This is a genomic window from Streptomyces sp. A01, from assembly GCF_059026195.1.
Genome location: NZ_JBWLKN010000026.1, coordinates 84,670 through 107,474 on the forward strand (window position 1 = coordinate 84,670; position 22,805 = coordinate 107,474).

Here is a 22,805-nt window from a genome sequence, read left to right on the forward strand (position 1 = left end):
GGCAGCCCGGGTGGCTGGGTCAGCCGGGGCACCGACGATGTTCGAACAGGCACCGCTCATGGGCAGACATGGACCGACCTGCCCAGCCGTGAGAGGGAGCCGCCCGTGCCAGTCGCCCCCGTTCCAGACGACGCAGCCGCCCCCGGACGGGGCAGGCGAGTGTCAGCCCTCCATGGCCGCCGCCCCGCGCGCCGGGCGGCCACCTCACGGCGCGCCCCCTCCGCACGTACGGCACTCGCCGCCTCCTTCGCCGCGCTGAGCCTGGCGGCGGTCGGCGCCCTCGGCTCCGCGCCCGCCGTCGGCGCCACACCGGGCGACGCCGCCACCCCGCCCTCGGGGCGGGCCCACACCGATGTGCTGTTCATCGGCGCTCACCCGGACGACGAGTTCCAGTCGCTGGCCGCCTTCGGGCAGTGGGGCGAGCGGGACGGCCAGAGCACCGGGGTCGTCACCATCACGCGCGGCGAGGGCGGCGGCAACGCGGAGGGCCCCGAGGAGGGCGCGGAACTCGGCATGATCAGGGAGCGGGAGGAACGGAAGGCCGTACGGCACGCGGGTGTCCGCAACGTCTTCTACCTCGACAAGCCCGACTTCTGGTACACCCTCTCCGCGCCGCTGACCTCCCGCGTCTGGGAAGGCCGGGCGGGCGGGACCGACACCCTGGAACGGCTCGTCCGGCTGATCCGCGCCACCACCCCGAAGACCGTCGTGACCATGGACCCGCGCCCCTTCAACCAGCACGGCGGCCACCAGTCCGCCGGGCGCCTGGCCACCGAGGCGTTCCGGCTGGCCGGGGACCCCACCGCCTTCCCCCACCAGATCAGCCGGGAGAAGTACCGGGCGTGGCGGCCCTCGCGGCTGCTGGCGCAGAACTGGCGCTACAAGGGCCCGGTCGGCTCCGGCTGCGCCACCGCCACGCCACGCGACCCGGCCACCGGCCTCCCGCTCCTGGGGGTCTGGGAGGGCGCGTGGTCCAGGAAACACGGCACGACCTGGGCGCAGCAGGAGCGGACGGCCGCCCGCGAGTACGTCACCCAGGGCTTCGGCTCCCTCCCCGCGAAGATCACCACGCCCCGGGAGAAGCTGGGCTGCGACTGGTTCTCCGTGCTGGCCGAGAACGGCGAGCCGGTACGCGCGCCCGCCCGCGCGCAGGACGGCCTGCGCCCGCTGTTCGCGGAGTTCAGGGACTGGACCCAACGGCTCGGCCTGCCGTGGCTGGCCAACGACGCGCAGCCCCGTTACCCCGCCGCCCCCGCCACCACGGTCCCGGCCGCGCCACGGCGGCCCGCCGTGGACGGCACCGCGAGCCCCGGCGAATACCCGGGCGAGGAGCTGCGGCTGGCGCACTGGGAGGGCGAGCGCTGCGCGTCGCCCGCCGACTGCTCCGCGACGGCCCGCCTGACCAGGCACGGTGACGACCTGTACGCCCTGGTCGACGTCGCCGACGACACCAAGGGCGCCGCTCTCGACAGCGCGGACTGCAAGCGGCACTGGCGTACCGACTCCGTCGAGATCGCCCTCGACCCGCGCGGCACGGCCGATGACACCTCAACCACGTTCAAGGCCGCTGTCCTCCCCTTCACCTCTGACGGCGGAGCGTGCGCGGCCCGGGACGCCGACCACCACCAGGGCCCCGCCGCCTCCACGGCACCGGGCATGCGGTGGGCCTCCACGGTCCGCGAGGGCCCGTCCGCCGGGTACACCGTCGAGCTGCGGATTCCCCTCGGCGACCTGCCCGCCTCGGTCGACCCCACCTCACTGACGGCGAACGTGCTGGTCTACGACTCCGACACGGCCGACAAGACCGGCCAGACGCGGCTCGCGTGGTCCCCGTACGGCAGCGCCCAGGCCGATCCGTACGTCTGGGGCACCGCGAAGCTGGCCGACTACCCACCGCCCGCCGACCGGCCGGGCGGCGATCCGGTCATCCCGCTGGAGGCGGCCAAGAGCCGGGACTCACGGCCCTCCGTCCTCCAGAGCCTGCGCACCGGCGTCCCTCTGGCCGCAGGCCCCCGGCACCCGCACTGAGGACGGGCGGCGAGCCCGGGCGGTTCGGAGTCGGCTTCCGCCGAGTACGAGGACGGCCCGGGCATGGTGATCCTGAACGTCCGTGCCGGGACCGGGCATCGATGCGGGACTCCTGAGACGGGAGGGGTTTGAACACCGGAGGCCGGTGAACCCGGTCCCCGAGTACGGGCGCCTGCGAGAGCGCGCCCGCGAGAACCCAGCCGCGAGGCGCGAGCGGGTCGCGGCAGCACGCGCCGCCCGCTCGCACGGCGGCCCGTTCCGGCGGGCCCAGCCGGGCGTGGCCGCCGCCGTTCCGCGTAGGAGGAAAGATGAGCACCCAGCGACACGACGAACTGCCGCTCGCCGACTACGACCAGCTGGCCCTCGGCTCCCTGCAGCACCGCATCCGCTCACTGAGCTCATCGGAGACCGACAAGCTGCTGAACTACGAACGCAAGCACGCCAACCGCACCGGGGCGGTGCAACTGCTCTCCACCCGGCTCGACCAGCTCAAGCACGGCAGCACGCCCTCGCAGGGCGACCCGAACGCGGGCGTCGACCATCCGACAACCTCCCGCAGCGGCTCCCCCGTCTCCCCCGAAACCGCCGCCCCACCGGTCAGCCCCCCGCCCCACGGCACCCCCGACCAGCCGGGAAAGCCGAAGGGGGACCGGGTGTAAGGCCCGATTCCTCGCATCCTTGTCGATGCGCTCGGGGCCGGGGCGGACGTCAGGCCCGAGACATGCTCGCTCGCCCAAAGAGACGGCGCGTAGCGGGCGAGGGTCGATCCTGACTCACTGAGCTTCCAGCCCCGCCCGGAGTACCGTTCTGGGGAGCAGTCAGAACGGAGTGCGATCTCATGTCACCGAGCACGCCACAGGACATCGGGGCCCGGTTACGCACTGTCCGGAAACGACGGGGCATGACGCAACGCGAGTTGGCCTCCCGCTCAGCCGTGTCCCTCTCCCTCATCCGCAAGCTGGAACAGGGAGAAGTGCGGGACACCCGTCTGGAGACCGCGCGTCGGCTGGCCGTCGCTCTCGGAATCCCCACGAGCGGTCGCCTCCGGCGCGACGCCGATGAGGATGAGGCGGTCACGGGCGATGACCGTTGGGCGGCGGTACGGGAGGCCCTCACTGCCCTGGCTCCACCGGCGAGCCGCCCGGGGGGCCGACTGTCACCGGCGTTCACGAGACCCTCAGTGCCGCGCTCCCGCTCTTCGCGGACGACCGGTTCGCCGAGCTGTCCCTGGTCCTCCCCCCGCTGTTGCGCGACGCCGAGGCGGTATCCGAAGCCGGGCCGGACGGCCGCGCCGTCCATGCCAGAGTGCTCCACCTGACTGGCTGGCTGCTGACATCGACGCGCCAGTTCCAGGCTGCCGGCGACGCGCTGAACCGCTCGCTCCGTAACGCTCCGAACCCACTGATGGGCGCCGGCACGGTCACCACACTGTGCTGGCTCCTGCTGAGGCAGGGGCAGTTGGCCCGGGCCCGCACACTGGCCATGCGCTGGGCGGACGAGGTCGAGCCCCGCATGTCGCGCGCGACCGCGGAGGAACTGAGTACCTGGGGGTGGCTACTCCTACGGGTGTCCGCGGCCGCCGTCCCCGACGGTCGGCCCGACGAGGCCGAGCAGGCCATTCGCCTGGCGAGATCGGCTGCCGTCGCACTCGGCCGCGAACACACGCCGCGAGATTTCCTCGGGACCTTCGGACCGACGACGGTCGCGCTGAACGGTCAGTCATCAAGCGATCACCGATGACACCGGAGGCTGCCATGCCGACCGAAGCCAACAGGACCGCCGCTCCGCCGCTCCATCCCGGGACTGGACATCGGCCCGCCGACTGCGCCACGAACGGGCTGTCGTCGGGGTTCTCCGCATCTCTGTAGCGTGAGTGAGGCAGACTGGTGCCGGGCCTGCCCGCCCGCCCCATTGCGCATGTTTTGTCACTTGGAGGAACTGTGAGTGCACAACCCATAGAGTCTCCCGCTGACGCACCCCTGTTCGCGATGCCACCGGTGTCAGAGGCGCCGTTGCGGACAGCGGTGCAGCGTCTGGACCTGGCGGCGGCGGTAGAGTTCGAGCGGGAGTTCCACACCGCGTGGGAGCAGGCACTCCAGTCGGACAGCACCGTGCCCATGCACACGTTCCTTCACCGCTGGGCCGTGTTCGTCGCCCTGCACCGGTACCCGGCCCGATCGGCACGGCTCCGCGAGCTCGAAGCGGCGGTCGCCGACGCAGACACCGTCGAGGCGGCGAGGGAAGCGGGCGCGGGCATCACAGCCCTGCTGGACGCTGCTGCGGCGGAGGTCGCCGGGTGAGCGAGTGGTCGTGGGAGTACATGACGAGCCGCGAGGACATCACCGGTGGATTATCCCCGGTCCTGGTGCGTGAGGTCGAGACGATGGCGCAGCGTCTCGCCGACGCCGCGGACGTCAAGTACCTGGGTGACCCGCGCGCCGAGAGCTCCGGGGTTTCGGGCGTGCAGACGCTGGCTGAGGGTGCGTGGATCGTCTGGTACATGGAGCACTGGCGGCTGCGGACGGTGCTGATCGTGCGGGTGGCCAACCCGACTGCCGGACACGGCTGAGCGGATCGTGAGCTGGCTGATGAAGGAGCACGACGATGTCCGACGCCAGTATCCGTATCCCCAAGGAGACCAAGGACCGGCTCGCCGCGATCGCCGCCGCTGAGGGCGTGTCACTGCGCGCCTACCTCGCCCGTCTCGCCGAGACCACGCCGATTCCCCAAGAGCGTGCGGAGCGCGCAGAGAAGGAGATGACCGCTCTGCGGGAGTGGACCAGGTACACCCCGACCGCGACCGAGCAGCAGGGTCTCGACGCTGAGCTGGACCGGCGCCTTGCGCTCCTCCGCAGCCCGCGCCCAGGAGTCATCGGGCCGTGAGTGGGAGTCCGCCGCACCAGCGGGGGCGCCCCCGGTGACCGCCGCCCTTCACCAAGACGGCGGCCACCGGCCACAACCGTCGCTCGCCCACAACACCCGCCGGGCCGCGACGGACGTCGGTCAGTGCCGACGTTCCTGCGTCGGCATCGTCTGGCTGCCGGTCGGGGGCTGGACGTCCTTGTTGTCGCGGGCTTGTTTCTGGGCGGCTATGTGCTGGCGGGTGGCGGCGGTGTAGCTGAGGCGCTGGTCGCGGGTGGGGTAGGGGCGAGGGCGGTGGGTGAAGCGGAAGGCGGAGGTCAGGTCGCCGACGGTGCGGCGGCGCCAGTCGCTGATGTGTGGCTCGCCGACGCCGAACCTCGCTTCGAGGAAGCGGAGCAGGGACGAATGGTCGAGCGTTTCCGAGCAGACGTAGCCGCCGACCGTCCACGGGGAGATGACCACCGTGGGGACGCGGAAGCCGAGGCCGATGGGGACGCCGTCGACGTACTCCCCGGGTGTCTTGGCGGGGGCGACCGGCGGGAACACGTGGTCGAAGAAGCCGTCGTTCTCGTCGTAGGTGAGGATGAACGCCGTCTTGCGCCAGACGTCCGGGTTCGAGGCGATGGCCTCCAGCTTGGAGGCGATGTACTGGGCTCCGGCGGCGGGCATCCAGTCGGGGTGCTCGGTCTGCGCGGAGGGGGCGACGAGCCAGGAGACGGCGGGCAGCTTGTCGTGCATGGCGTCGTATTCGAACCAGCCCGCCGACTTGCGGACCATGGCGTTGCGGTGGAGCGGTGACGCCTTCGGCGCCTCGGCGAACCGCCGGAACCAGGCGAGGGAGTTGTCGTCGTAGTTGTCCTCCTCCTGGTAGATACGCCAGCTGATACCGGCGTCCGTGAGCCGCTCGGGGTAGGTCTTCCACTTCAGGCGCGGGTTGGCCGAGGACATGGAGTTGTGGGTGGCCGGGGCGCCGTGGCGGCCTTCGGGGTCGATCCAGCCGCTCCACATGTACAGCCGGTTGGGGTTGGTGGGGCCGATCACCGAGCAGAAGTAGTTGTCGCAGACGGTGAAGGACTCGGCGAGGGCGTAGTGGAAGGGGATGTCGTCGCGGGTGAAATAGCCCATGGTGCGGCGGCCCTTGGCGGCGACCCAGTTGTCCATCGCGCCCTTGTTCCACGCCGCGTGCTGGTCGTCCCAGTCGTGCGGCAGCGCGGACATCGCCTGGGCGTTCGTCGTCGACGTGTCCAGCCGGAAGGGCAGCAGGTAGCCGTCCTTGTGGGCGGAGTCCGGCTGGTAGAAGGCGGGGCGCCCGTCGGGCAGCTTGGCGACGTCGGGGTCGCCGAAGCCCCGTACGCCGGGCAGGGTGCCGAAGTAGTGGTCGAAGCTGCGGTTCTCCTGCATGAGGATCACCACGTGTTCGATGTCCGCCAGCTTGCCCTTGGCGCGGTGCGGGGTGTCCGCCATGGCCTGGCGCAGGTTCGGGGGCAAGGCGGTCGCGCCGAGCGCTGACGCTCCGGCGGCGCCGAGCAGCCGACGTCGGGTGAATCCGGTCATCACTTACCTCCGAAGCGCACAAGGCGGTGGTTTCCGCTGTCGGCGACGATCAGGCCGCCATGGCCGTCGAGTGCGATGCCCTGCGGGAAACGCAGGGTCTCCGCGCCGAACTCGCCGAGGAAGGGGCCGGAGCGCCGGAAGCGGGCCACCCATCCGTAGTCCGGCACCGTGACGTAGAGGTCCGTGGTGTCGACGGCGGTGTGGGCCGGGTTGGACAGGCCGCCGAACTTGCTGTTCTGGCCGTAGCCGACAGAGAATTCCGCCCTTCCGTCGGCCGCGTACCGCACGATGCCATTGCGCCCGCTGTCCCTGATTCCGTTCTGTACGACCCAGGTTGAGCCGTCGCGTGCGACGCAGATTCCCTGCGGGCCGCTCATGCGCGCGGTGACCGTGCCGACCGACTGCCCCGTCCGGGTGTCGAAACGGACCATACGCTCTCCCCCGGTATCGGTCACCAGCAGCTGGCCGTCTTCGGCGATGGCGACCCCGCGCGGGTTTTCCGTACCGGTGAACGTCCTTCGTTTGCCGCCCTCTTGGGCGAATTCGACGACCCGGTTGTTGCCGGCGTCGGCGACGAATACGGAACCGGACGCGCCGACAGCCACCGCTTGCGGGGCGCGGAGTTCGCCACGCCCGATGACGCGGCGGAACGTCCCCTTCGGGCTGAGTACCTGGACGCGGTGGTTTCCCGTGTCGCAGACCCAGATCTGCCCTGCCGCGTCCACGGCGATTCCGGCGGGGCTGACGAACTCGCCCGGCCCGTGGCCGTGCCTGCCGATGGTGCCGCGGACCGCCGGGGACGGCAGTTGCGCCACGGGCCGCACGGTGAGCCTGACCGGGTCGGTCAGGGCGGTGTACCCGTCGTTATGGAGATAACAGGCGGTGTACGCACCGGGTTTCAGCGCGCCCGTACTCACGCCCACCTTTCCCGACCGTTCCGGCGCGTACTCCCACCACAGATACGGGCCGTTCTTGCGGCCGTCGACCGGCTCTGTTCCCGTCGCGAAGACGGCTATCCAGTTCCGGTCGGCGGGTTTCGGTGTCGTGTAGTCGAAAGATATCCACTCGCCGTGGTCGAGCGCGGTGGCGCTGGCCCGCAAAGTGCTGTCCGTGCTGCTCATGCGGGCACCTTGCCGGGGTGGAACGAACGGTGAATGAACGACTTGTGTCCTGGTTCAGCGGATTTCATTCTCAATTCCCCTTTCGGTCTTTCCCTGGACGCCCGGGCCACCGGGACGCCGGGAACACGCAGAAGCCCGCATCGCGGCATACGCGAGCAGGCTCCGGCGATCTTCGGGGATAGCGGGCGTGATGAGAAGACATACGGCGTGATTCGGCGTGTCCCCGCCCCACCCCTGGCCTCCTCCGCGCCCTCGTACGCCGGGGGTCGGCCTGCCCTCGTACGTCAGGGCCCGCCCAGTCCTCGTCCGTCAGGGGTCGACCGGCAGGCCCTGTGGCGCCTTCACCCGCTTCATCACGATCTGCGAGTTGACCTCGGAGACGCCGGACAGCGTCGTGAGCCGTTCGATCCACAGCCGCTCGTACGCGGTGATGTCCGCGACGGCGATCCGCAGCAGACAGCCGGGGCTGCCGAACAGCCGGTACGCCTCGATGACGTCGGGGATGTCCTGCAAGGCGGCCTCGAACGCCTCGACGGCCTCCCGGTCGCGCTCGACCTCGATGGAGACCAGGACCTCGAAGCCCCGGCCGACGGCCTCCGGATTGACGATGGCCCGGTAGCCCTCGATCACGCCGTCCTGCTCCAGCTGGCGGACCCGCCGCATGCACGGGGAGGGCGAGAGGCCGACCCGCTGGGCCAGCTCCTGGTTGGTCAGTCGGCCGTCCTTCTGTAGCTCGCGCAAGATATGGCGATCGATCGCGTCCATGACGCGATTATCCACCCCATGTCGCGCGTAACGGCCGCATATTCGCGATCCCATTGCGCCCGTTTCGTCTTATCGTTGCGTACAGACATGCCCGCCATCCACGGGCTGCCCCGGGGCGCGCGCCCACTCCGTCATGAGCGGAGTCCTGGCGCGCGTCCCTTTCGCGAGAGACCGCCGCCACGAGCGGCCCAGAGCCGGGAACAGGAGCCGTTCATATGGGACGCGTGGTGGTGGTGAGCACGGGCGGGACGATCGCCAGCCGCTGGCAGGGATCGGGGTACGCCGCGGAGACCCGTGGGCAGGAGCTGGTCGCCTCAGTCTCGGTGCCGGACGGGGTGACGACGGAGGTCGTCGATCTGTTCACGGTCAACAGCGCCAGGCTGACCACGGCGCAGCAGCTGACCCTGCTGCGCACCGTCGACCGGATACTCGTCGACCCGGATGTGGACGGCGTGGTGGTCACCCATGGGACGGACACCCTGGAGGAGACGGCGTTCCTGCTCGACCTCCACCACAGGGACCGCAGGCCGGTGGTCTTCACCGGGGCGCAGCGGCCGCTGGAGGACGAGCAGAGCGACGGGCCCGGCAATCTGCGCGACGCCCTGCTGACCGCGGCGACCGTACGGGACCTGGGCGTGCTGGTCGTCTTCGACGGCATGGTGCACGCCGCGCGGGGCACCGTGAAGCAGCAGACGCTGGCCAACGACGCGTTCGGTGACCCGACCGGGGTCCGGGTCGGGGACGTGGGCCTCGGCCAGGTGCTGGTGCGGCACGAGCCCGACCGCCCGGCCCCGCTGGAGCTGCCGCCCGCTGGAGCGCGGCCGCCCCGGGTCGACATGATCATGCACCACTGCGACGCCGACCCCTATCTGCTGCGCGCGGCGGTAGGCGCGGGTGCGCAGGGCATCGTGCTGGTCGCCACGGGCGCGGGGAACGCCACCCCCGAAGTGGCTGAGGCCGTGGCCGAGGCGGTGTCCTCCGGCGTCCTCGTCGCCCTGACCACGCGCGTCGCGGCGGGACCGGTGACCGAGCTGTACACGGGTGGCGGGGCCGTGGACCTGGTGGCCGCCGGGGCGGTGCCGACAGGCACGCTGCGCGCCGCGCAGGCCAGGATCGCCGTCCTCAGCGCGCTGCTGCACTCCACCGGCACGGCCGCGCGGACCGAGGTGCTGCGGCAGCTGCTCGCGCCCCAGGGCCTGACCGCCCGCGCCACGGCCGCGGCCCGGCCGTGAGCGCGAACGCCGGGTTCCGCACCGAACGCGATCTGCTCGGTGACCGCGAGGTCCCCGCCGCCGCCTCCTACGGGGTCCACACGCTGCCCAAGGGCCTGCCGAGCAAGCAGGAGCTCCAGGAGATCCCGCGCCCGGAGACTTTCGCCCGCCCTGGCGGCCGCTCGACCCCCTCGGACCCAGCCGCTCCCTAGCGCACGAGGCGGCGGCGCCCAGCGGCGGCGCCACCCCGCGGTCCCCGCATGACGATTCCCCCTGTTCTTCAAGCGTGTCCGAGCCTACGGCGCACCACTGACAACCTCACGGAGCCCGGAGCCCGGAGCCCGGAGCCCGGACGCCGAGGGGCGGGCTGTGGACAGCGGGCTGGTGCCTGGGGTGGCCCGTCTCGGCCACCGCTGCGAGCAGCCGGGGCAGCCGACCGGCGGGCGCCGCACGTCGAGGCGCCGCGCGCCCGCGCGCCGGCCCCCTGGCATCTGCCAGAGGGCCGGCTTCCCCGTGCCCCTCTCCTTCTCCGCCGTCCCCGGGCAGGCGCGGGCCGCGGGGCCGCCGGACACGGGGACCAGCTGCCACAAGTGGGCCATCAGCGGTCCACCGGTGGTCGCTACGTCGCCGCTGGCGCCTCCTCCCGCGGACTGCCCCGCCGCCGGCCATCGGGCCGAACTGCGGCTGCGTCGCCCGGCCGGGTGGCGTCGCCGAGGGCGGCGAGGTGGCGTTCCGCGTCGAGGGCCGCCGCACAGCCGGTCCCCGCCGCGGTGATGGCCTGCCGGTACGTGTGGTCGACCACGTCACCGGCGGCGAAGACGCCGGGCAGGCTGGTGCGGGTCGTCGGGGCTTCGACGACGAGGTATCCGTTGTCGTCCAGGTCGAGCTGTCCCGCGAACAGTTCGGTACGCGGGTCGTGGCCGATGGCGATGAACAGACCGGTGACGTCGAGGGGGCGGGTGGCGCCGGTGGCGCGGTCGCGCACGGTCACGCCCGACAGCTGCCGCTGACCGTGGATGGCCACCACCTCGCTGCCGTACGCGAAACGTATCGCCGGGTCGGCGAACGCCCTGTCCTGCATGACCTTGGAGGCGCGCAGGGTGTGGCGGCGGTGGATGACCGTGACCGACCTGGCGTAGCGGGTGAGGAAGGTGGCCTCCTCCAGCGCGGTGTCGCCGCCGCCGACCACGGCGAGGTCCTGGTGCTTGAAGAAGAACCCGTCGCAGGTCGCGCACCAGGACACGCCCCGCCCTGACAGTTCTCCCTCGTTGGGCAGGCCCAGCTTGCGGTAGCGGGAGCCGGTCGCGATGATCACCGTCCGGGCGCGGTGGGTGGTGCCGTGGGAGTCGATGACGCGCTTGATGTCACCGGTGAGTTCGACGGCTACGACGTCGCTGTCGACCAGTTCCGCGCCGAAGCGCCGCGCCTGCGCCCGCATGTCGTCCATCAGCTCGGGGCCTTGCACACCCTCGGGGAAGCCGGGGAAGTTCTCGACCTCGGTGGTCGTCATGAGGGCGCCGCCGACGTACAGCGTGCCGCAGAAGACCAGGGGCCGCAGGCTGGCGCGCGCGGTGTAGAGGGCGGCGGTGTACCCGGCGGGGCCCGAGCCGATGACGATGGTGTCGCGGATGCCGGTGTCCGGCCCGGGCAGGCCGGTCACCGGTCCTCCCCGCTGGCGGTCCGCTCGTCCGGCGCGGCGGAGAGGCCCTGGGCGGTGGAGCCGGGGGTGGCGGACCCGGTGGTCCCGCCGACGTAGAGGAGCAGGTCCTTGGAGTTCTCGCCGGGGTCCTTCACGTGGTCCTTGGTCGCCGCTTCGGCGAGTGCCTTGTCCAGCTGTACGGGGCCGGCGGCCGGGTTCCTGGACAGGTAGAGGGCTGCGGCTCCGGCCACCTCCGCGGCGGCCACGGACGTCCCGCTGGTCTCGGTGTAGTGCCGGTCGCCCGCCCGGCTCGCCGTGGGGACGTCGACACCGGGGGCGAACAGGTGCTGGCAGTAACCGAAGTTGGACCACGGGGCCCGTGTGTCGTCCTTGCCGGTCGCCGAGACGGTGATGGCGGTGGTCTGCCTGGCGGGTGTCGTCTCGCAGGACTCGACGCCCTTCCCCGCGCTGTCGCCGTTGCCCGCGGCGGCGGTATAGGCGATGCCCTTGTCCGTCATCTCGTACAGCTGGAGGTCGAGGACCGAGCCGGGCGGGCCGGAGAAGCCGAGGTTGACGACGGCGGGTTTCCTGGCGTGGGCGGTGATCCAGTCGACGGCGGACATGATGTGCTCCATGGTCCCCGTGCCGTCGCACCCGAAGGCGCGCACTGATTCGACGCGCGCCTGCTTGGCGACGCCGGACCGTTTTCCGGCGATGGCCGACGCCATGGCGGTGCCGTGCCCGTTGCAGTCCACTGCCCTGCCCGTGGTCTGACTGATCGCGTCGTACGCGGCGCGGGCCCGGCCGCCGAACTCCTCGTGGGTGGCGCGGACGCCGGTGTCCACGACGTACGCACGCACGTCGGGGGCGGTGCCGGGGTAGCTGTAGGCGCCGTCGAGCGGCAGGTCCCGCTGGTCGATCCGGTCCAGGCCCCAGGACCGGGTGGGCTCCTTGACGCCGAGGGCGCTGGGGGCGCTGCCCGTGGGGCCGTTGGCGCTCCGTGCGGTACCCGTCCGGCCCGCCACCCGGTACACCTTGTCGGGGGTGACCGAGCTGACACGGGTGTCCTTGAGGTACTTCGTCACCTGATCCCGCGTCAGGGTGACCGAGAAGCCCTGCGTCGCCGAGTAGTAGACGCGGCGGAGCTTCCCGCCATCGTCGGCGGTCAGCTGCCGGGCCGCCTTGAGAACGGCTTCGCGCGTCGCCTCGGTGCCGTGGATCTCGACCACGTAGACGGAGGCGTCCGCCGTGGTGGTGGCGTCCGCGCTGGGTGAGAAGCCCAGCAGCGGCAGGGCCAGGACGGTCGCTGCGACCGGCCAGAGTAAGGCGTTCTTCTGCATCGCGTGCCTTTCACGAAGGGGGTTACGCGGCGCGAGGGGCAGGTGCGCGGCGCTGGGGAGGTGGCGGGGCGGTCACGGGCGGGGCCGCCGTCGCGGCCGTGCGGCTGGTGGGTGGCGGGCGGGTCGGCGTACGCGTCCGGTGGGGTGGTGCCGGGTGCGCTGGCGGGGCCGTGGCGCGTCGAGGTGGCCGGACCGGGCGGCCGGGGAGGGCTCTCCGGCCAGGCGGTGGGGCGGCCCGGGGGTGGCGCGGGCCGCCGGTCGGGGGTACGGCGTGGGCACCGGGTGCCCACCGGGGCGGTCGGCTGGTCAGGGGACCACCCCGGTGGGCCGGCGCCGATCGGTGCCGGCCGCCCCGCCGGGAGCGGGGCGGCGGTAGGTCCTACAGGTTGTCGAGCCAGGTGCGCAGGGACTGGGGGCCGTCAAATCCGACGAGCCGGCTGCCCGCTTCCTGACCGTTTTGAATGTTGAGCAGCGTGGGAATGCCCCGCACCCCGTACTTGGTCTTCAGGCTGGGATTCCGGTCGACGTCGACCTTCGCCCATATCCACGTTCCCTGGTCATCGGCGTTGTACTTCTGCAAGTACGGCTTCTGCTGCTGGCACCAGTAACACCAGGTGGCGGTGAAGTCCAAGACGACGGGCTTCTTCTTGGACATCTCCATGACCTGGGCGTAGTTGGCCGACGTCACGTCGATGACCGTAGGGTCGGCGGTGGTGGACGAACTGGCGGAATGGGGTGCCGGGGACGCCGCCGCGGGAAGCACGGCGCCTCCCATGAGCGCGGCTGCCGCGGTCACCGTGACGGTCATGGTGCGAAGAAACATGCTGGTGTCCTTTCGCGTTCAATGCTGTGGGGCGGGGAATGCGCTGCGAGATGACCGCGCCCGGCGGTCCGGTATTCCTGTCCTTGGCCGACCTCCTTTCGCGGTTTCGCGGTTTCGCGGTGTGGCCTGTCCCCCGGCGGCCACGGTCACTGGCCGCCCGTATGAGGTCATGGCGGGGCTGACTCCGTTGGCAGCCCGCCCGCGACCCAGTCCTCGATGCCTTCGCGGTATTTCCGGACGTTGGTGTAGCCGAGCGCCAGCAGTCGTGCTCCGACGAGTTCGCTGTTGCGGCAGGGCACGTTGGCGCAGTACACGACGATGGGGGCGGTGGCGTCCGGCAGGAGGCCGGGGGCGAGTTCGTCGGTGAACCGGGCGGCCTCCTCGTAGGGGAAGCCGGGGATGTTCACGGCGGTCGGCAGGTGCTCGCGCTCGTAGTACTCGGTGGGCATCGTGTCGACGACGATGACCGAGCCGTGGTCGATCTCCTTGCGCAGTTCTTCTCGTTTCACGAGGGGCAGCACGTCATCCTCCGGTTGTCGTCATGTCGGCTTCTGCCGGGGGGTGCTCGCCGGTCGGTGGTGCCTTCCTGCCACTGGCGGCTCTGCCGAGCACGGTGTAGAGGAGCAGGGCGACGACCACCGAGTTGATGGACGGTATTCCGGCGTCCAGGTATTCGCCGACGAGTGCTCCAGCCGCCCAGCACACCAGCGAGAGCGGCATCCAGTCGGCGCTCTGGGCGGGCAGGGTGTTGTTTTCCCTGGCCCTGTCGAGATCCGCGCGGAATCTTCGTACGAGGAAGTATTCGGCGATGATGATTCCGGCGACCGGTGGCGCGAGAATGCCGATGGTCTCCAGGAAGTCCGTGAAGTTGTCGACGATTCCCATGGCCGACGCCGCCGTACCGGCCGCGCCGATGAGGAGGGTGACGGCGCGTCTGCTGACGCGCCGCCCGGTCAGCACGTCGATCGAGTTCACGAGACCCAGCGAGGACGAATACAGATTCCAGTCGTTGATCTTCAAAATCGCCGTCGCCAGGATGAGGGTGCCGAGCAGACCCGAGGACGAGGTGATGATCCCGACGATGTCCGCGGTGCGGGCGGCGTGCGCGAGCAGCACGGCGATCAGGCCGATCAGGTACTCACCCAGCGTCACGCTGATCAAGGTCTGCTTGACGACGTCGGACGGACGGCGGTTGAAGCGCGTCATGTCCGGGGTCATGATCGCGCCGAGGATGAAGGCGCCGGAGACCAGTGTGGTGCCTTCGGCGAGGGACATCGCGGGCCCCGGCGCCTCGGAGGTCAGCAGGTCGCTCAGCGAGTGGTCGGCCAGGATGTCCACGATGGAGTACCCGGCGAGGAAGAGGAACGCGGGCACCGTGAGGAACGCGGTCCACGCCATCATGGTGAAGCCGTAGACGGTGATCGCCGTGATGACGGCGCCCCCGGCCAGTGCCCACACCCATTCCGGCGTCCCGCCGTCGAGGTCGTGCATCCCCTGCGCGAACACGCCGTTCTGCACCCCGAACCAGCCCGCGAGGCTCAGCGCGATGAGCAGGCCCACCAGGGCGGAACCCTTGCGGCCGAATCCGGACCAGCGGGCGAGCACCGACACCGACAGCCCTTCGCGGACCCCGGCGATACCGAGCGCGATGGTGATGATCTCCAGCATCACGGAGCCGATGGTGATGGCGATGACCGCGTCGGTGAAGGTCATGCCGAAACCGAGGTAGGCGCCCACGAGGAACTGCTGGAAGGAGGAGACCTGGCCGAACCGCTGCACGGCGACGGACACCCAGGAGTGCCGCGCTTCGAGGGGCACCCGGGTCAGCGAGTAGTCGTCGAACCTCTCCTCGTCGCCGGCGGCGCTCATGGGCTGCTCATCCCGTACATCGGCCGTGCGCCGTCCCGGCCGGTCAACCGCGGGCCGTTCGGCCGCCGGGTGTCCCGCTGCCCGGTGGCGGTGGTGGCCGCGAGGTCCGGCTGCGGGGCCCCGTCCACCGGCGGCTCGGCGGCGGCGTCGCGCGCGACGAGGAAGCCCTGGTCCTCGGCCGGCCGCCAGGGCAGCTCCCGGGCGTAGAAGCGCTCCAGGAACGCCACCCGGTGGTGGTAGACGAACATCGACGGGCGTACTCCCGCGATCCCGCCGGAGTCGGCGAAGAGCGGGAGTTCGGCGAGGAAGTACCGGACGGCGAGCCGCAGTTGCTCCTCGGTCGGCCTGGCGCCGCGCGGGAGCTTGCGGTCGAGCACCCAGTGCGTGGCCTCCAGACACGCCGCCTGGAAGGTCCCGTCCCGCTCGTAGAGGGCGCCCGCCTCTTCGAGGAGTGCGCTGTACCGCTCGTCGGCGTGCAGGCGCTCCATGCCCCAGATGAGCCGCCGCGGCTCGGCGACATCCAGGGCGCGCAGGGCGGTTGTCACCTTGTTGTGCACATACTGGCCCTGCCGCTGCGCCTTGTGCCGGGCCCGGTCCGGCGGATATCCGAGCGCTTCGAGCGTGTACGCGGCGGCCGTGTCCGGAATGAAGAAGTGGCAGTGCGTGAAGTTCTCCAGCGCCCATTTCGCCAGTGCGGTCAGCCTCTTTGTGCTGAAGTAGCTATTAAAGGGGCTGACCCCGATACAGGCGTGTGTCGCGGTGGGGAGCAATGCGCCGCACCCCGCGGTAAGTGGTTGCGTTGTAAACATGACTGGACCTCACCCACGGCTCGCATGACCGCCATCCCGTCGCGGTCACGTCTGGGTCGGTTCCTGGAAGGGACCGTCGGCAGGATGTTGACCGCTCAACACGGGCCGCCGGTAGTGTCATCGGGGTATGCCGCGCACGCATACCTCAGTGCCGCGAGAACCGCTCCGCGCGTAGAACTCGCACAACGGACGCGAATAGTACATACCAATTTCCGCAATGCGCGCCGCGCCAAGCGGAACGCGCGAGAAAGGTGAATGTGCCAACGGTTGAATTCACCGCCCACACCCTGGCGCCTGCGACGGCAGAGCCTTACATTAAAGCTCATGGAGTTGCAGCTGCGCCATTTGCGCAATCTTTGCGCTGTCGCGGATGCGGGAAGTCTCAACAAGGCGGCAGCCGTGCTGGGTTTACCGCAGCCCGCACTGAGCCGTCAGATCCGGCGACTGGAAAACCTCCTCGGCGGGCCCCTTTTCGAGCGGGACACCGCGGGGGTCCGGCTGACCGTCCTCGGCGCCAGCATGGTCAGCCACGCCGAGACCATCATCGAGCGCTTCGACGACCTGGCCGAGCGGCTGCGCACCCATCAGTCGCGCCAGCGGCGGACCTTGCGGGTCGGCTGGGACGCGACGCCGCTCTCCGACGCCCTGCTCGGCGCCCTGTGGCGGCTGCGCCCCGACGGACACCTACAGATCGTGACCGTCGACTCCTCCCATGAGCTCGACAGCCGGCTCCGCGCGGGTGAGATCGACATCGCCCTGTTCAGCCAGTGCGGTGAGGCCACCGCCCCGAGCCGCGAGGGGCTGCACACCCACCTCATCGCCCGCAGTCCCGTGGCTGTCGCCCTCGCCAGCGGACACCCACTGGCGTCGGCCCCGTCGATCACCATGGCCGATCTGGCGGACGAGGAGTGGATATCCACCGCGGGCCCCGACGGCTGCGACAACGTACTGCGCCGCCTGTGCGGGTCCTTCGGCTTCGCCCCGAAGATCGCCTACGACGTGCCCGTGACGGGCCCGCGAGGCGACGTCATCCGCAACCGCGGCTGCGTGGCCCTCATTCAGGGCATCCGCCCGGCCGCCCCGGGGGTCGTCCACCGCCAGGTCAGCGACCTTCCGCTGCGGGCCCACCACACCATCGCCACCCAGCCCGGAAACCCGCTGGCTCCTCTGCTGCCGCCCCTCGTCGAGCTACTGGCGGCGGCGCACGAGGAGTTGGCGGGCAGGCGTACGCCGGGCGGCGCCCTGGCCGTTCTGGCCGGACCACGCCCGCGCGTGGCGAGCTCCCCGCCGTACGACCACCTCCCGCGCCACCCGGCCCCACGACGGATATGAACCTGGAGATCCACGACTTACGCATCCTGCGAGCCATCGCCGACACCGGCAGCCTGGCCGGTGCGGCGCGCGAACTCGGCACCAGCCAGGGCAACATCAGCCACCATCTCCAGCGCATCGAACGGATCACCGGCGCGGTGCTCTTCCGCCGCCAGCACAGCGGCACCACCCCGACCGAGGCGGGACGGCTCCTCCTCAGCGGCGCCGACACCGTACTGCCGCTGATCGACTGGCTCCTCACCACGGCCACCGAGCACACCCGCGACGAGGCGGCCGCCCAGCCCGTCCGCGTCGGCTCCGTCTCCCACCCGGCTCTGCCGGCCCTCGCCAGCGCGCTGTCCTCGCTCCTGCCGCACGCGTCGATCTCGGTGCACACCGACCAGTCGAGCGCGGCACTCCTGGACCTGCTGGGCGCCCAGCGCCTTGAGGTAGCGGTCCTGCGGCACTTCCCTCGGCTGGACCGTCCGCTGCCCGCGAGCGTCGAGACGGCCGTGATCGCCCGCGAGTGCCTCCTTGCCGGTGTCGCCACCCGGCACCGGCTGGCGGGCCGGCGGTCCGTGACGATGGCCGACCTGGCGTCCGAGACCTGCATCCTCATCGACCCCGAGCACAGTCCGCTGCGGCAGTACTTCCTGGGCGCCGCCGCCCACAGCGGCGTGTGCCTGCGGCTCTCCCGGGCGGCCGACGAGACGGTCGCGTCGGCCCTGGCCTGTACGAGCAGCGCCGCGTTCCCCGCTTTCCCCGTGCCCGCACCGCTGCCTGGCATCGTGTACGTCCCACTGGACGACGGCGCCACCCGTTTCCAGCTCCTCCTCGCCTGGCCCCGGATGGGCGAACTCGCCGCGCACGGCCCTCAGCTGGCACGGCTCACCCGCCATGCCTACGCGGGCGCGTCCGCGCGGTGATCCACGCGCGGGGCCCAGGGGCGCGCCGACCGGCTGAGCCGTTGACGATGACTCGTTGAGCCGTTGAATGTTGTATCCGAACAGTTAGTCGTGCGTAATCGGTTCCGTACGGACGGTTACCGGGAACAACCAAGAACAAGCCACCCCCCACACCCCCGCATCCCCCACTCCCCCCAGCCCCCTCACCCCCTCGGGAGGCAGCAGCATGCTGCGTGGAATAGACGTCAGCTCACATCAGAGCTCCAGCTTCAGCACCTCCGGCCTGTCCTTCGTCATCATCAAGGCCACGGAGGGCCGCTCCTACATCAATCCCAAGCAGTCGGCGCAAGCCAGCCGGGCGAGAGAGGCCGGCTGCGTGGTCGGCTTCTATCACTTTCTGTGGCCCGGCAACCTCGCCGCGCAGGCCCGCTACTTTGTCGACAAGTGCGCGTCGAAGGAGAACGACCTCCTCGCCGTCGACTGGGAGACGACCGGCAACAACACCCGCGCCACGAACGCGGAGAAGGACAAGTTCCTCCGCGAGGTCAAGCGGCTGCGCCCGGGCCACCGGGTGCTGCTGTACTGCAACCGGTACTTCTGGCTGAACCACGACACCACCTCCTACGCGGGCGACGGGCTGTGGATCGCCGATTACGTGGCGTCCGGCAAGCCCCGCATCCAGGCCAAGTGGCGCATCCACCAGTACACCGACAATCCGATCGACAAGAACGTCGCCGCCTTCCCCAGCAAGGCGGCTCTGCGCGACTGGGCCGCAGCGGGCTGAGAAGGCCGGGCCGAAGGCGTTGTCAGAGGGACCGCTTAGGCTCAGGGGCATGGGATACGCAGAGGTGCGCGAGCTCCAGAGCGCGCTAAACACCGCATCCGACATCGCCTTCTCGCTGGAGGCCGAGCCGTCCGCACTGGAGACCGGTCAGCTCACCGACGCCTTGCGGCGCGCGCTGACCGCGGCGAACGCGCTCGGCGCCGAGCACGGCGCGACGGGCTGCTCCGACCATCCGCGCGGGGCCGTCGATCCGCTGTACGGGGACAAGGACGATCCGCTGCCGCCCGGCTGGGGCCGCTGCCTGCTGTGCAACGACCGCAGGCGGCGGGCGAACGCCCAGCGGCGCGGCGGGCGCTGACCCGGCGGCCCTCCCCCACCGCCCGCCTCACACACCGGCCCAACCGGCGACACCCCGGACCCCCGCGCCGCGCCGGGGGCCGTGAGCGCGCCGGAGCCCCCGTGGGGCGCGGCGCCGAGGGGCGCCGGGCTCACGGGGGCTCCGGGTGAACTGGCAGCGCGAGCTGTCAGCGGTTCTGGATCGCCCAGAACTCGTCGAAGGACAGCTGCCCGTCCTTGCTGGTGTCGGCCGACTTGATGATGGCCTCGGCGACGGGCTCCGTGACGAACGGGTCCCCCAGCTGAGCCATCACGCTCTTGTACTCGGCCGCGGAGATGAACCCATCCCCGTTCAGGTCGAACCGCTCGAACGCATTCCGCGCCGCCTCGATGTCCGCCACGTGAGCCGCCCCTTCTATGTGCTTGCCTGACCAGCACACATTAGCGACCTCCGGGGAGTCGGTCCCATCAGGCCGCCGCGTTGACCAGGTCGAGGTACCGGGCCCAGTCCCAGTGCGGGCCGGGGTCGGTGTGGGTGGCGCCGGGGACCTCGCTGTGCCCGATGATGTGCTTCCGGGACACGGGCACCCGGTACGCGGCGCAGATGTCGGCGGTCAGCGCGGCCGACGCGCGGTACATCGCGTCGGTGAAGTACTCGGGCTTGTCCACCCACCCTTCATGCTCGATGCCGATGCTGCGGGTGTTGTAGTCCCAGTTGCCCGCGTGCCAGCCGATGTCCTTCTCCCGCACGCACTGCCCGATCAGCCCGTCGGCGGAACGTACGACGTAGTGCGAGGAGACCTTGGCGGACGGGTTCTGGAAGATCGCGAGGGTGTCGGCGTACGTCTCCTGCGTCACGTGGATCACGACGAATTCGATCGGGTACGAGGTGGGGCGGCGGGAGGCGGTGTAGTTGGAGGTGCTGGCGGGGACCCAGCTGGCGCCGGGGTAGTCGACGTCGGCGCGGCCGGCGGGTCTGGCGACGGCGGACGGGCCGCCGGCCCCGGTGAGCCCGACGGCGGCGGCGCCGAGGAGCGCGCCGCGCAGAAGGTTGCGGCGGGACGGGATGGGGGCGTGGGCTTCCATGGGGGTCCTCCGAGTCCGTTCCAGTGGGGGATGGTCGGCGTCCGCTGACGCGCCGGACCCGGCAGCGGACATAGGCAGGGACATGACACAGGTCACGGATCTCATGGTGAGCTCCCGTACGGGAGCTGCCAAGGCACCACACGGCCTATCCGGCTAACGCCTCGGCAAAGAAAGATTCCCCCTCCAGGTCTAGACCCATCCTTGTTTCGAGGCCCGAGGCTCATGTAATCCTCAAGGAACTCCGCCATTAACCCGCTGCTTGAAAGGTGAGTGTCGCAGTTCACCTTAAGTTGACATCTGATATGGCTGCATTTGAGGTCCGGTGTCCCAAAAATCACTTTGAAAGCATCGCACCCTCTCTGCGATAGTCGGGGCAGCGACCCCCATTGACCCGGGCCAGGTCGTCCATTGACGTCACGGACACACCCCTTATGCCGTGGCGGCAGCGATACGAAGAGGCTCCCGCCCCGTCGGAAACGACGATGGGAGCCTTTTCGTCATCCCGGGCCGGTCATCCCGAGCCGGTCGTGCCGGGCGGGTCATCCCGGGACCGGCCGCCTCGGATCGGGCGCCTCAGACCGGGCGCCTCGGATCGGTCGCCCCGCGTCGGGCGGCCCTGTCGGCGGCCGCCGGGAGTCCCCACGGCGGCCGCTCAGCGGTCGGTCACGCGCATCTCGAACCAGGTCGTCTTGCCGCGCGGCAGCAGATCCACACCCCAGCGGTCGGATATCTTGTCCACCAGGAACAGTCCCCGCCCGCTGATGTCCAGCTCGTGAACCGGCATCAGACACGGCAGCCCCCGGGAGGGGTCGCGGACCTCGATTCTGACCCAGCCGCGCCTGCGGAGCATGCGCAGACCGAAAGTGCGGGCACCGGTGTGCCGTACGGCGTTGCCGACAAGCTCGGAGACGAGGAGCACGGCGTGCTCGGCGAGCTGCGGGCCGAGCCCCCAGTGCCGGAGGACCAGCGCCTGCGCCAGGCGGCGCGCCGTGCCCGCCGACTCCGGGCGGGAGGGGAGCCGTACCTCGTCCACGGTGGGGTTGCCGAAAAGGTCGAGCGCCTTCATGGCGAGGTCGTCGTCAACGGTTGACACCCATCGCGCGGGGGCCGTATCGGCTTCCCGGCGCGAGTGGTCCATTCCCTCCGTGCCCGCCATGCCCCCATCATGGCCGCCCAACGGCCGTCTGGGGGCGGAACCGTGGGAATCGGCACGGCCGCGCGCAACGCCGGATATCCCGGTCATGACATATGCCAAAGGCACTGAAGCAACCCGCATGACCGTCTGACCAGCGGTGACACCACGGCCACCACTGATCGCCGAGCGTCCATCGCGCCTCGCGCCGAGACCCGCTCCACAACGCCGAAAATTCGCCCGCAAGAGGCACGGGGCCCGCCGATGACGGGCCCCGTGCGTAACTCGCTCCCGGTCAGCGGAACTTGGCCTTGCCCGGGCCGTCCTCGACGAAGCTGCGCATGCCAGTCGTCCGGTCCTCGGTCGCGAACAGCCCCGCGAACCAGCTCCGTTCGATCGCGAGGCCGGTGTCGATGTCGGTCTCCAGGCCGAAGTCCACCGCTTCCTTCGCCGCACGCAGCGCGATGGCGGGGCCCTTCGCGAGCCGCGTCGCCCACGCGAGCGCCTGCTCGTACACCTCTTCGGCCGGTACGACGCGGTCGACCAGCCCGAGCGCCAGCGCCTCGTCCGCCTTGACCTGCCGCCCGGTGAAGATCAGGTCCTTGGCCTTGGACGGGCCGATCAGCCGGGCCAGCCGCTGGGTGCCGCCCGCCCCGGGGATCAGGCCGAGCAGGATCTCCGGCTGGCCGAGCTTGGCGTTCTCGGCGGCGATCCGGAAGTCCGCGCACAGCGCCAGCTCACAGCCGCCACCGAGGGCGTAACCGGTCACGGCGGCGACGACGGGCTTGGGGATGCGGGCGATGGCCGTGAAGGCGTCCTGCAGGCCGCGGGACCTGGCCACCATCGCGGCGTGGTCCATCACCTGCATCTCCTTGATGTCCGCGCCGGCGGCGAACACCTTCTCCCCGCCCCACACGACGACGGCGCGTACGTCGTCGCGGCCGGAGATCTCGGCGGCCAGCTCGCCCAGCCGGTCCTGGAGGGCGATGTCCAGAGCGTTCATCGGGGGACGGTCCAGGCGGATGACGCCCACGCCGTCGGCGACCTCAAGGTGCACAGTCTCAGTCATGAGCGCAGGTTAGCGCTCGCTAACAGCACGGCGGGAGACCACCCGGGGGCATTTCCGCCCCGGGTGGCCTCCCGTCCGCTGTGCCGCCCGCCCCGGCCCGCCCACGCTCCCCGCCCCCGCCTGGGGCCGGTCACGGCCGCGCCCGGAGCTCAGCCGCGGCG

The 22,805-nt window shown here is 71.0% G+C and carries 26 protein-coding genes; 13 read left to right on the forward strand and 13 right to left on the reverse strand.

Features of this window, described 5'->3' with window-relative positions; genetic code table 11:
• Positions 1-159: 159 nt before the first annotated feature.
• From AC5P1B_RS28410 to AC5P1B_RS28440, 7 genes are all read left to right on the forward strand, one after another.
• On the forward strand, positions 160-2,028 hold the full coding sequence (locus tag AC5P1B_RS28410; protein ID WP_493890739.1) for a sugar-binding protein: 1,869 nt from the start codon (positions 160-162) through the stop codon (positions 2,026-2,028).
• 308 nt (positions 2,029-2,336) lie between these two features.
• Positions 2,337-2,687 carry a DUF8129 domain-containing protein gene (locus tag AC5P1B_RS28415; protein WP_493890741.1) on the forward strand — a complete coding sequence of 117 codons (351 nt, stop codon included), beginning with the start codon at positions 2,337-2,339 and terminating at the stop codon, positions 2,685-2,687.
• A 242-nt stretch (positions 2,688-2,929) separates the two neighbouring features.
• Positions 2,930-3,346: a helix-turn-helix domain-containing protein gene (locus tag AC5P1B_RS28420; protein ID WP_493890743.1), complete on the forward strand. Its 417-nt coding sequence runs from the start codon at positions 2,930-2,932 to the stop codon at positions 3,344-3,346.
• A complete protein-coding gene (locus AC5P1B_RS28425) occupies positions 3,274-3,768 on the forward strand; it encodes a hypothetical protein (RefSeq protein WP_493890786.1) in 495 nt (164 codons plus the stop codon). The genes AC5P1B_RS28420 and AC5P1B_RS28425 overlap by 73 nt, the downstream gene beginning before the upstream one ends.
• 248 nt (positions 3,769-4,016) lie before the next feature.
• Complete coding sequence (locus tag AC5P1B_RS28430; protein WP_493890744.1) at positions 4,017-4,328, forward strand: hypothetical protein; 312 nt, start codon at positions 4,017-4,019, stop codon at positions 4,326-4,328.
• Positions 4,325-4,597: a hypothetical protein gene (locus AC5P1B_RS28435; RefSeq protein WP_493890745.1), complete on the forward strand. Its 273-nt coding sequence runs from the start codon at positions 4,325-4,327 to the stop codon at positions 4,595-4,597. Before AC5P1B_RS28430 ends, AC5P1B_RS28435 begins: the two co-directional genes overlap by 4 nt.
• A gap of 35 nt (positions 4,598-4,632) precedes the next feature.
• Complete coding sequence (locus tag AC5P1B_RS28440; protein ID WP_493890746.1) at positions 4,633-4,911, forward strand: hypothetical protein; 279 nt, start codon at positions 4,633-4,635, stop codon at positions 4,909-4,911.
• 120 nt (positions 4,912-5,031) lie between these two features.
• Here AC5P1B_RS28440 and AC5P1B_RS28445 read toward each other — a convergent pair whose 3' ends face one another.
• The 3 genes from AC5P1B_RS28445 to AC5P1B_RS28455 all read right to left on the reverse strand — a co-directional run bounded on the left by AC5P1B_RS28445 (position 5,032) and on the right by AC5P1B_RS28455 (position 8,330).
• The gene (locus tag AC5P1B_RS28445; protein WP_493890747.1) at positions 5,032-6,444 is read right to left on the reverse strand and encodes a phosphocholine-specific phospholipase C; all 1,413 of its coding nucleotides are present in this window, start codon (positions 6,442-6,444) and stop codon (positions 5,032-5,034) included.
• Positions 6,444-7,565, reverse strand: a complete 1,122-nt coding sequence (locus tag AC5P1B_RS28450) for a hypothetical protein (RefSeq protein WP_493890748.1) — start codon at positions 7,563-7,565, stop codon at positions 6,444-6,446. Before AC5P1B_RS28450 ends, AC5P1B_RS28445 begins: the two co-directional genes overlap by 1 nt.
• A 309-nt stretch (positions 7,566-7,874) precedes the next feature.
• On the reverse strand, positions 7,875-8,330 hold the full coding sequence (locus AC5P1B_RS28455; protein ID WP_493890750.1) for an Lrp/AsnC family transcriptional regulator: 456 nt from the start codon (positions 8,328-8,330) through the stop codon (positions 7,875-7,877).
• A gap of 215 nt (positions 8,331-8,545) precedes the next feature.
• Here AC5P1B_RS28455 and AC5P1B_RS28460 point away from each other — a divergent pair, with 215 nt between their 5' ends.
• Together AC5P1B_RS28460 and AC5P1B_RS28465 are read left to right on the forward strand one after the other, a co-directional pair.
• A complete protein-coding gene (locus AC5P1B_RS28460; protein ID WP_493890751.1) occupies positions 8,546-9,562 on the forward strand; it encodes an asparaginase in 1,017 nt (338 codons plus the stop codon).
• Entirely contained in the window at positions 9,559-9,753 is a 195-nt protein-coding gene (locus AC5P1B_RS28465; RefSeq protein WP_493890753.1) for a hypothetical protein, read from the forward strand. Before AC5P1B_RS28460 ends, AC5P1B_RS28465 begins: the two co-directional genes overlap by 4 nt.
• Before the next feature lie 407 nt (positions 9,754-10,160).
• Here the strand turns inward: AC5P1B_RS28465 and trxB are convergent, their stop codons facing one another.
• From trxB to AC5P1B_RS28495, 6 genes are all read right to left on the reverse strand, one after another.
• Positions 10,161-11,192, reverse strand: a complete 1,032-nt coding sequence (gene trxB, locus AC5P1B_RS28470) for a thioredoxin-disulfide reductase (RefSeq protein WP_493890782.1) — start codon at positions 11,190-11,192, stop codon at positions 10,161-10,163.
• A 5-nt stretch (positions 11,193-11,197) separates the two neighbouring features.
• Positions 11,198-12,520: a S8 family peptidase gene (locus tag AC5P1B_RS28475; RefSeq protein WP_493890754.1), complete on the reverse strand. Its 1,323-nt coding sequence runs from the start codon at positions 12,518-12,520 to the stop codon at positions 11,198-11,200.
• Between the two features lie 379 nt (positions 12,521-12,899).
• Positions 12,900-13,343 carry a thioredoxin family protein gene (locus AC5P1B_RS28480; protein ID WP_493890756.1) on the reverse strand — a complete coding sequence of 148 codons (444 nt, stop codon included), beginning with the start codon at positions 13,341-13,343 and terminating at the stop codon, positions 12,900-12,902.
• Positions 13,344-13,510: 167 nt separating this feature from the next.
• Entirely contained in the window at positions 13,511-13,864 is a 354-nt protein-coding gene (locus AC5P1B_RS28485; RefSeq protein WP_493890757.1) for a rhodanese-like domain-containing protein, read from the reverse strand.
• 1 nt (position 13,865) lies between these two features.
• Complete coding sequence (locus AC5P1B_RS28490) at positions 13,866-15,212, reverse strand: purine-cytosine permease family protein (protein WP_493890758.1); 1,347 nt, start codon at positions 15,210-15,212, stop codon at positions 13,866-13,868.
• Positions 15,209-16,021 carry a tRNA-dependent cyclodipeptide synthase gene (locus AC5P1B_RS28495; RefSeq protein WP_493890759.1) on the reverse strand — a complete coding sequence of 271 codons (813 nt, stop codon included), beginning with the start codon at positions 16,019-16,021 and terminating at the stop codon, positions 15,209-15,211. The genes AC5P1B_RS28490 and AC5P1B_RS28495 overlap by 4 nt, the downstream gene beginning before the upstream one ends.
• A 324-nt stretch (positions 16,022-16,345) precedes the next feature.
• Here AC5P1B_RS28495 and AC5P1B_RS28500 point away from each other — a divergent pair, with 324 nt between their 5' ends.
• From AC5P1B_RS28500 to AC5P1B_RS28515, 4 genes are all read left to right on the forward strand, one after another.
• Positions 16,346-17,353, forward strand: coding sequence for a LysR family transcriptional regulator (locus tag AC5P1B_RS28500; protein WP_493890760.1), 1,008 nt, complete (start codon positions 16,346-16,348; stop codon positions 17,351-17,353).
• Positions 17,350-18,258, forward strand: coding sequence for a LysR family transcriptional regulator (locus tag AC5P1B_RS28505; RefSeq protein ID WP_493890761.1), 909 nt, complete (start codon positions 17,350-17,352; stop codon positions 18,256-18,258). The genes AC5P1B_RS28500 and AC5P1B_RS28505 overlap by 4 nt, the downstream gene beginning before the upstream one ends.
• 205 nt (positions 18,259-18,463) lie before the next feature.
• On the forward strand, positions 18,464-19,021 hold the full coding sequence (locus AC5P1B_RS28510) for a GH25 family lysozyme (protein ID WP_493890763.1): 558 nt from the start codon (positions 18,464-18,466) through the stop codon (positions 19,019-19,021).
• A gap of 49 nt (positions 19,022-19,070) precedes the next feature.
• Complete coding sequence (locus tag AC5P1B_RS28515; protein WP_493890765.1) at positions 19,071-19,379, forward strand: hypothetical protein; 309 nt, start codon at positions 19,071-19,073, stop codon at positions 19,377-19,379.
• A gap of 166 nt (positions 19,380-19,545) precedes the next feature.
• On the opposite strand, the gene AC5P1B_RS28520 is transcribed toward AC5P1B_RS28515, so the two are convergent.
• From AC5P1B_RS28520 to AC5P1B_RS28535, 4 genes are all read right to left on the reverse strand, one after another.
• Complete coding sequence (locus AC5P1B_RS28520; protein ID WP_493890766.1) at positions 19,546-19,758, reverse strand: EF-hand domain-containing protein; 213 nt, start codon at positions 19,756-19,758, stop codon at positions 19,546-19,548.
• A gap of 67 nt (positions 19,759-19,825) precedes the next feature.
• Positions 19,826-20,443 carry an N-acetylmuramoyl-L-alanine amidase gene (locus AC5P1B_RS28525; protein ID WP_493890767.1) on the reverse strand — a complete coding sequence of 206 codons (618 nt, stop codon included), beginning with the start codon at positions 20,441-20,443 and terminating at the stop codon, positions 19,826-19,828.
• Positions 20,444-21,095: 652 nt separating this feature from the next.
• Complete coding sequence (locus tag AC5P1B_RS28530) at positions 21,096-21,599, reverse strand: ATP-binding protein (protein ID WP_493890768.1); 504 nt, start codon at positions 21,597-21,599, stop codon at positions 21,096-21,098.
• A 271-nt stretch (positions 21,600-21,870) separates the two neighbouring features.
• Positions 21,871-22,644, reverse strand: a complete 774-nt coding sequence (locus AC5P1B_RS28535; RefSeq protein ID WP_493890769.1) for an enoyl-CoA hydratase/isomerase family protein — start codon at positions 22,642-22,644, stop codon at positions 21,871-21,873.
• Between the last annotated feature and the right edge of the window lie 161 nt (positions 22,645-22,805).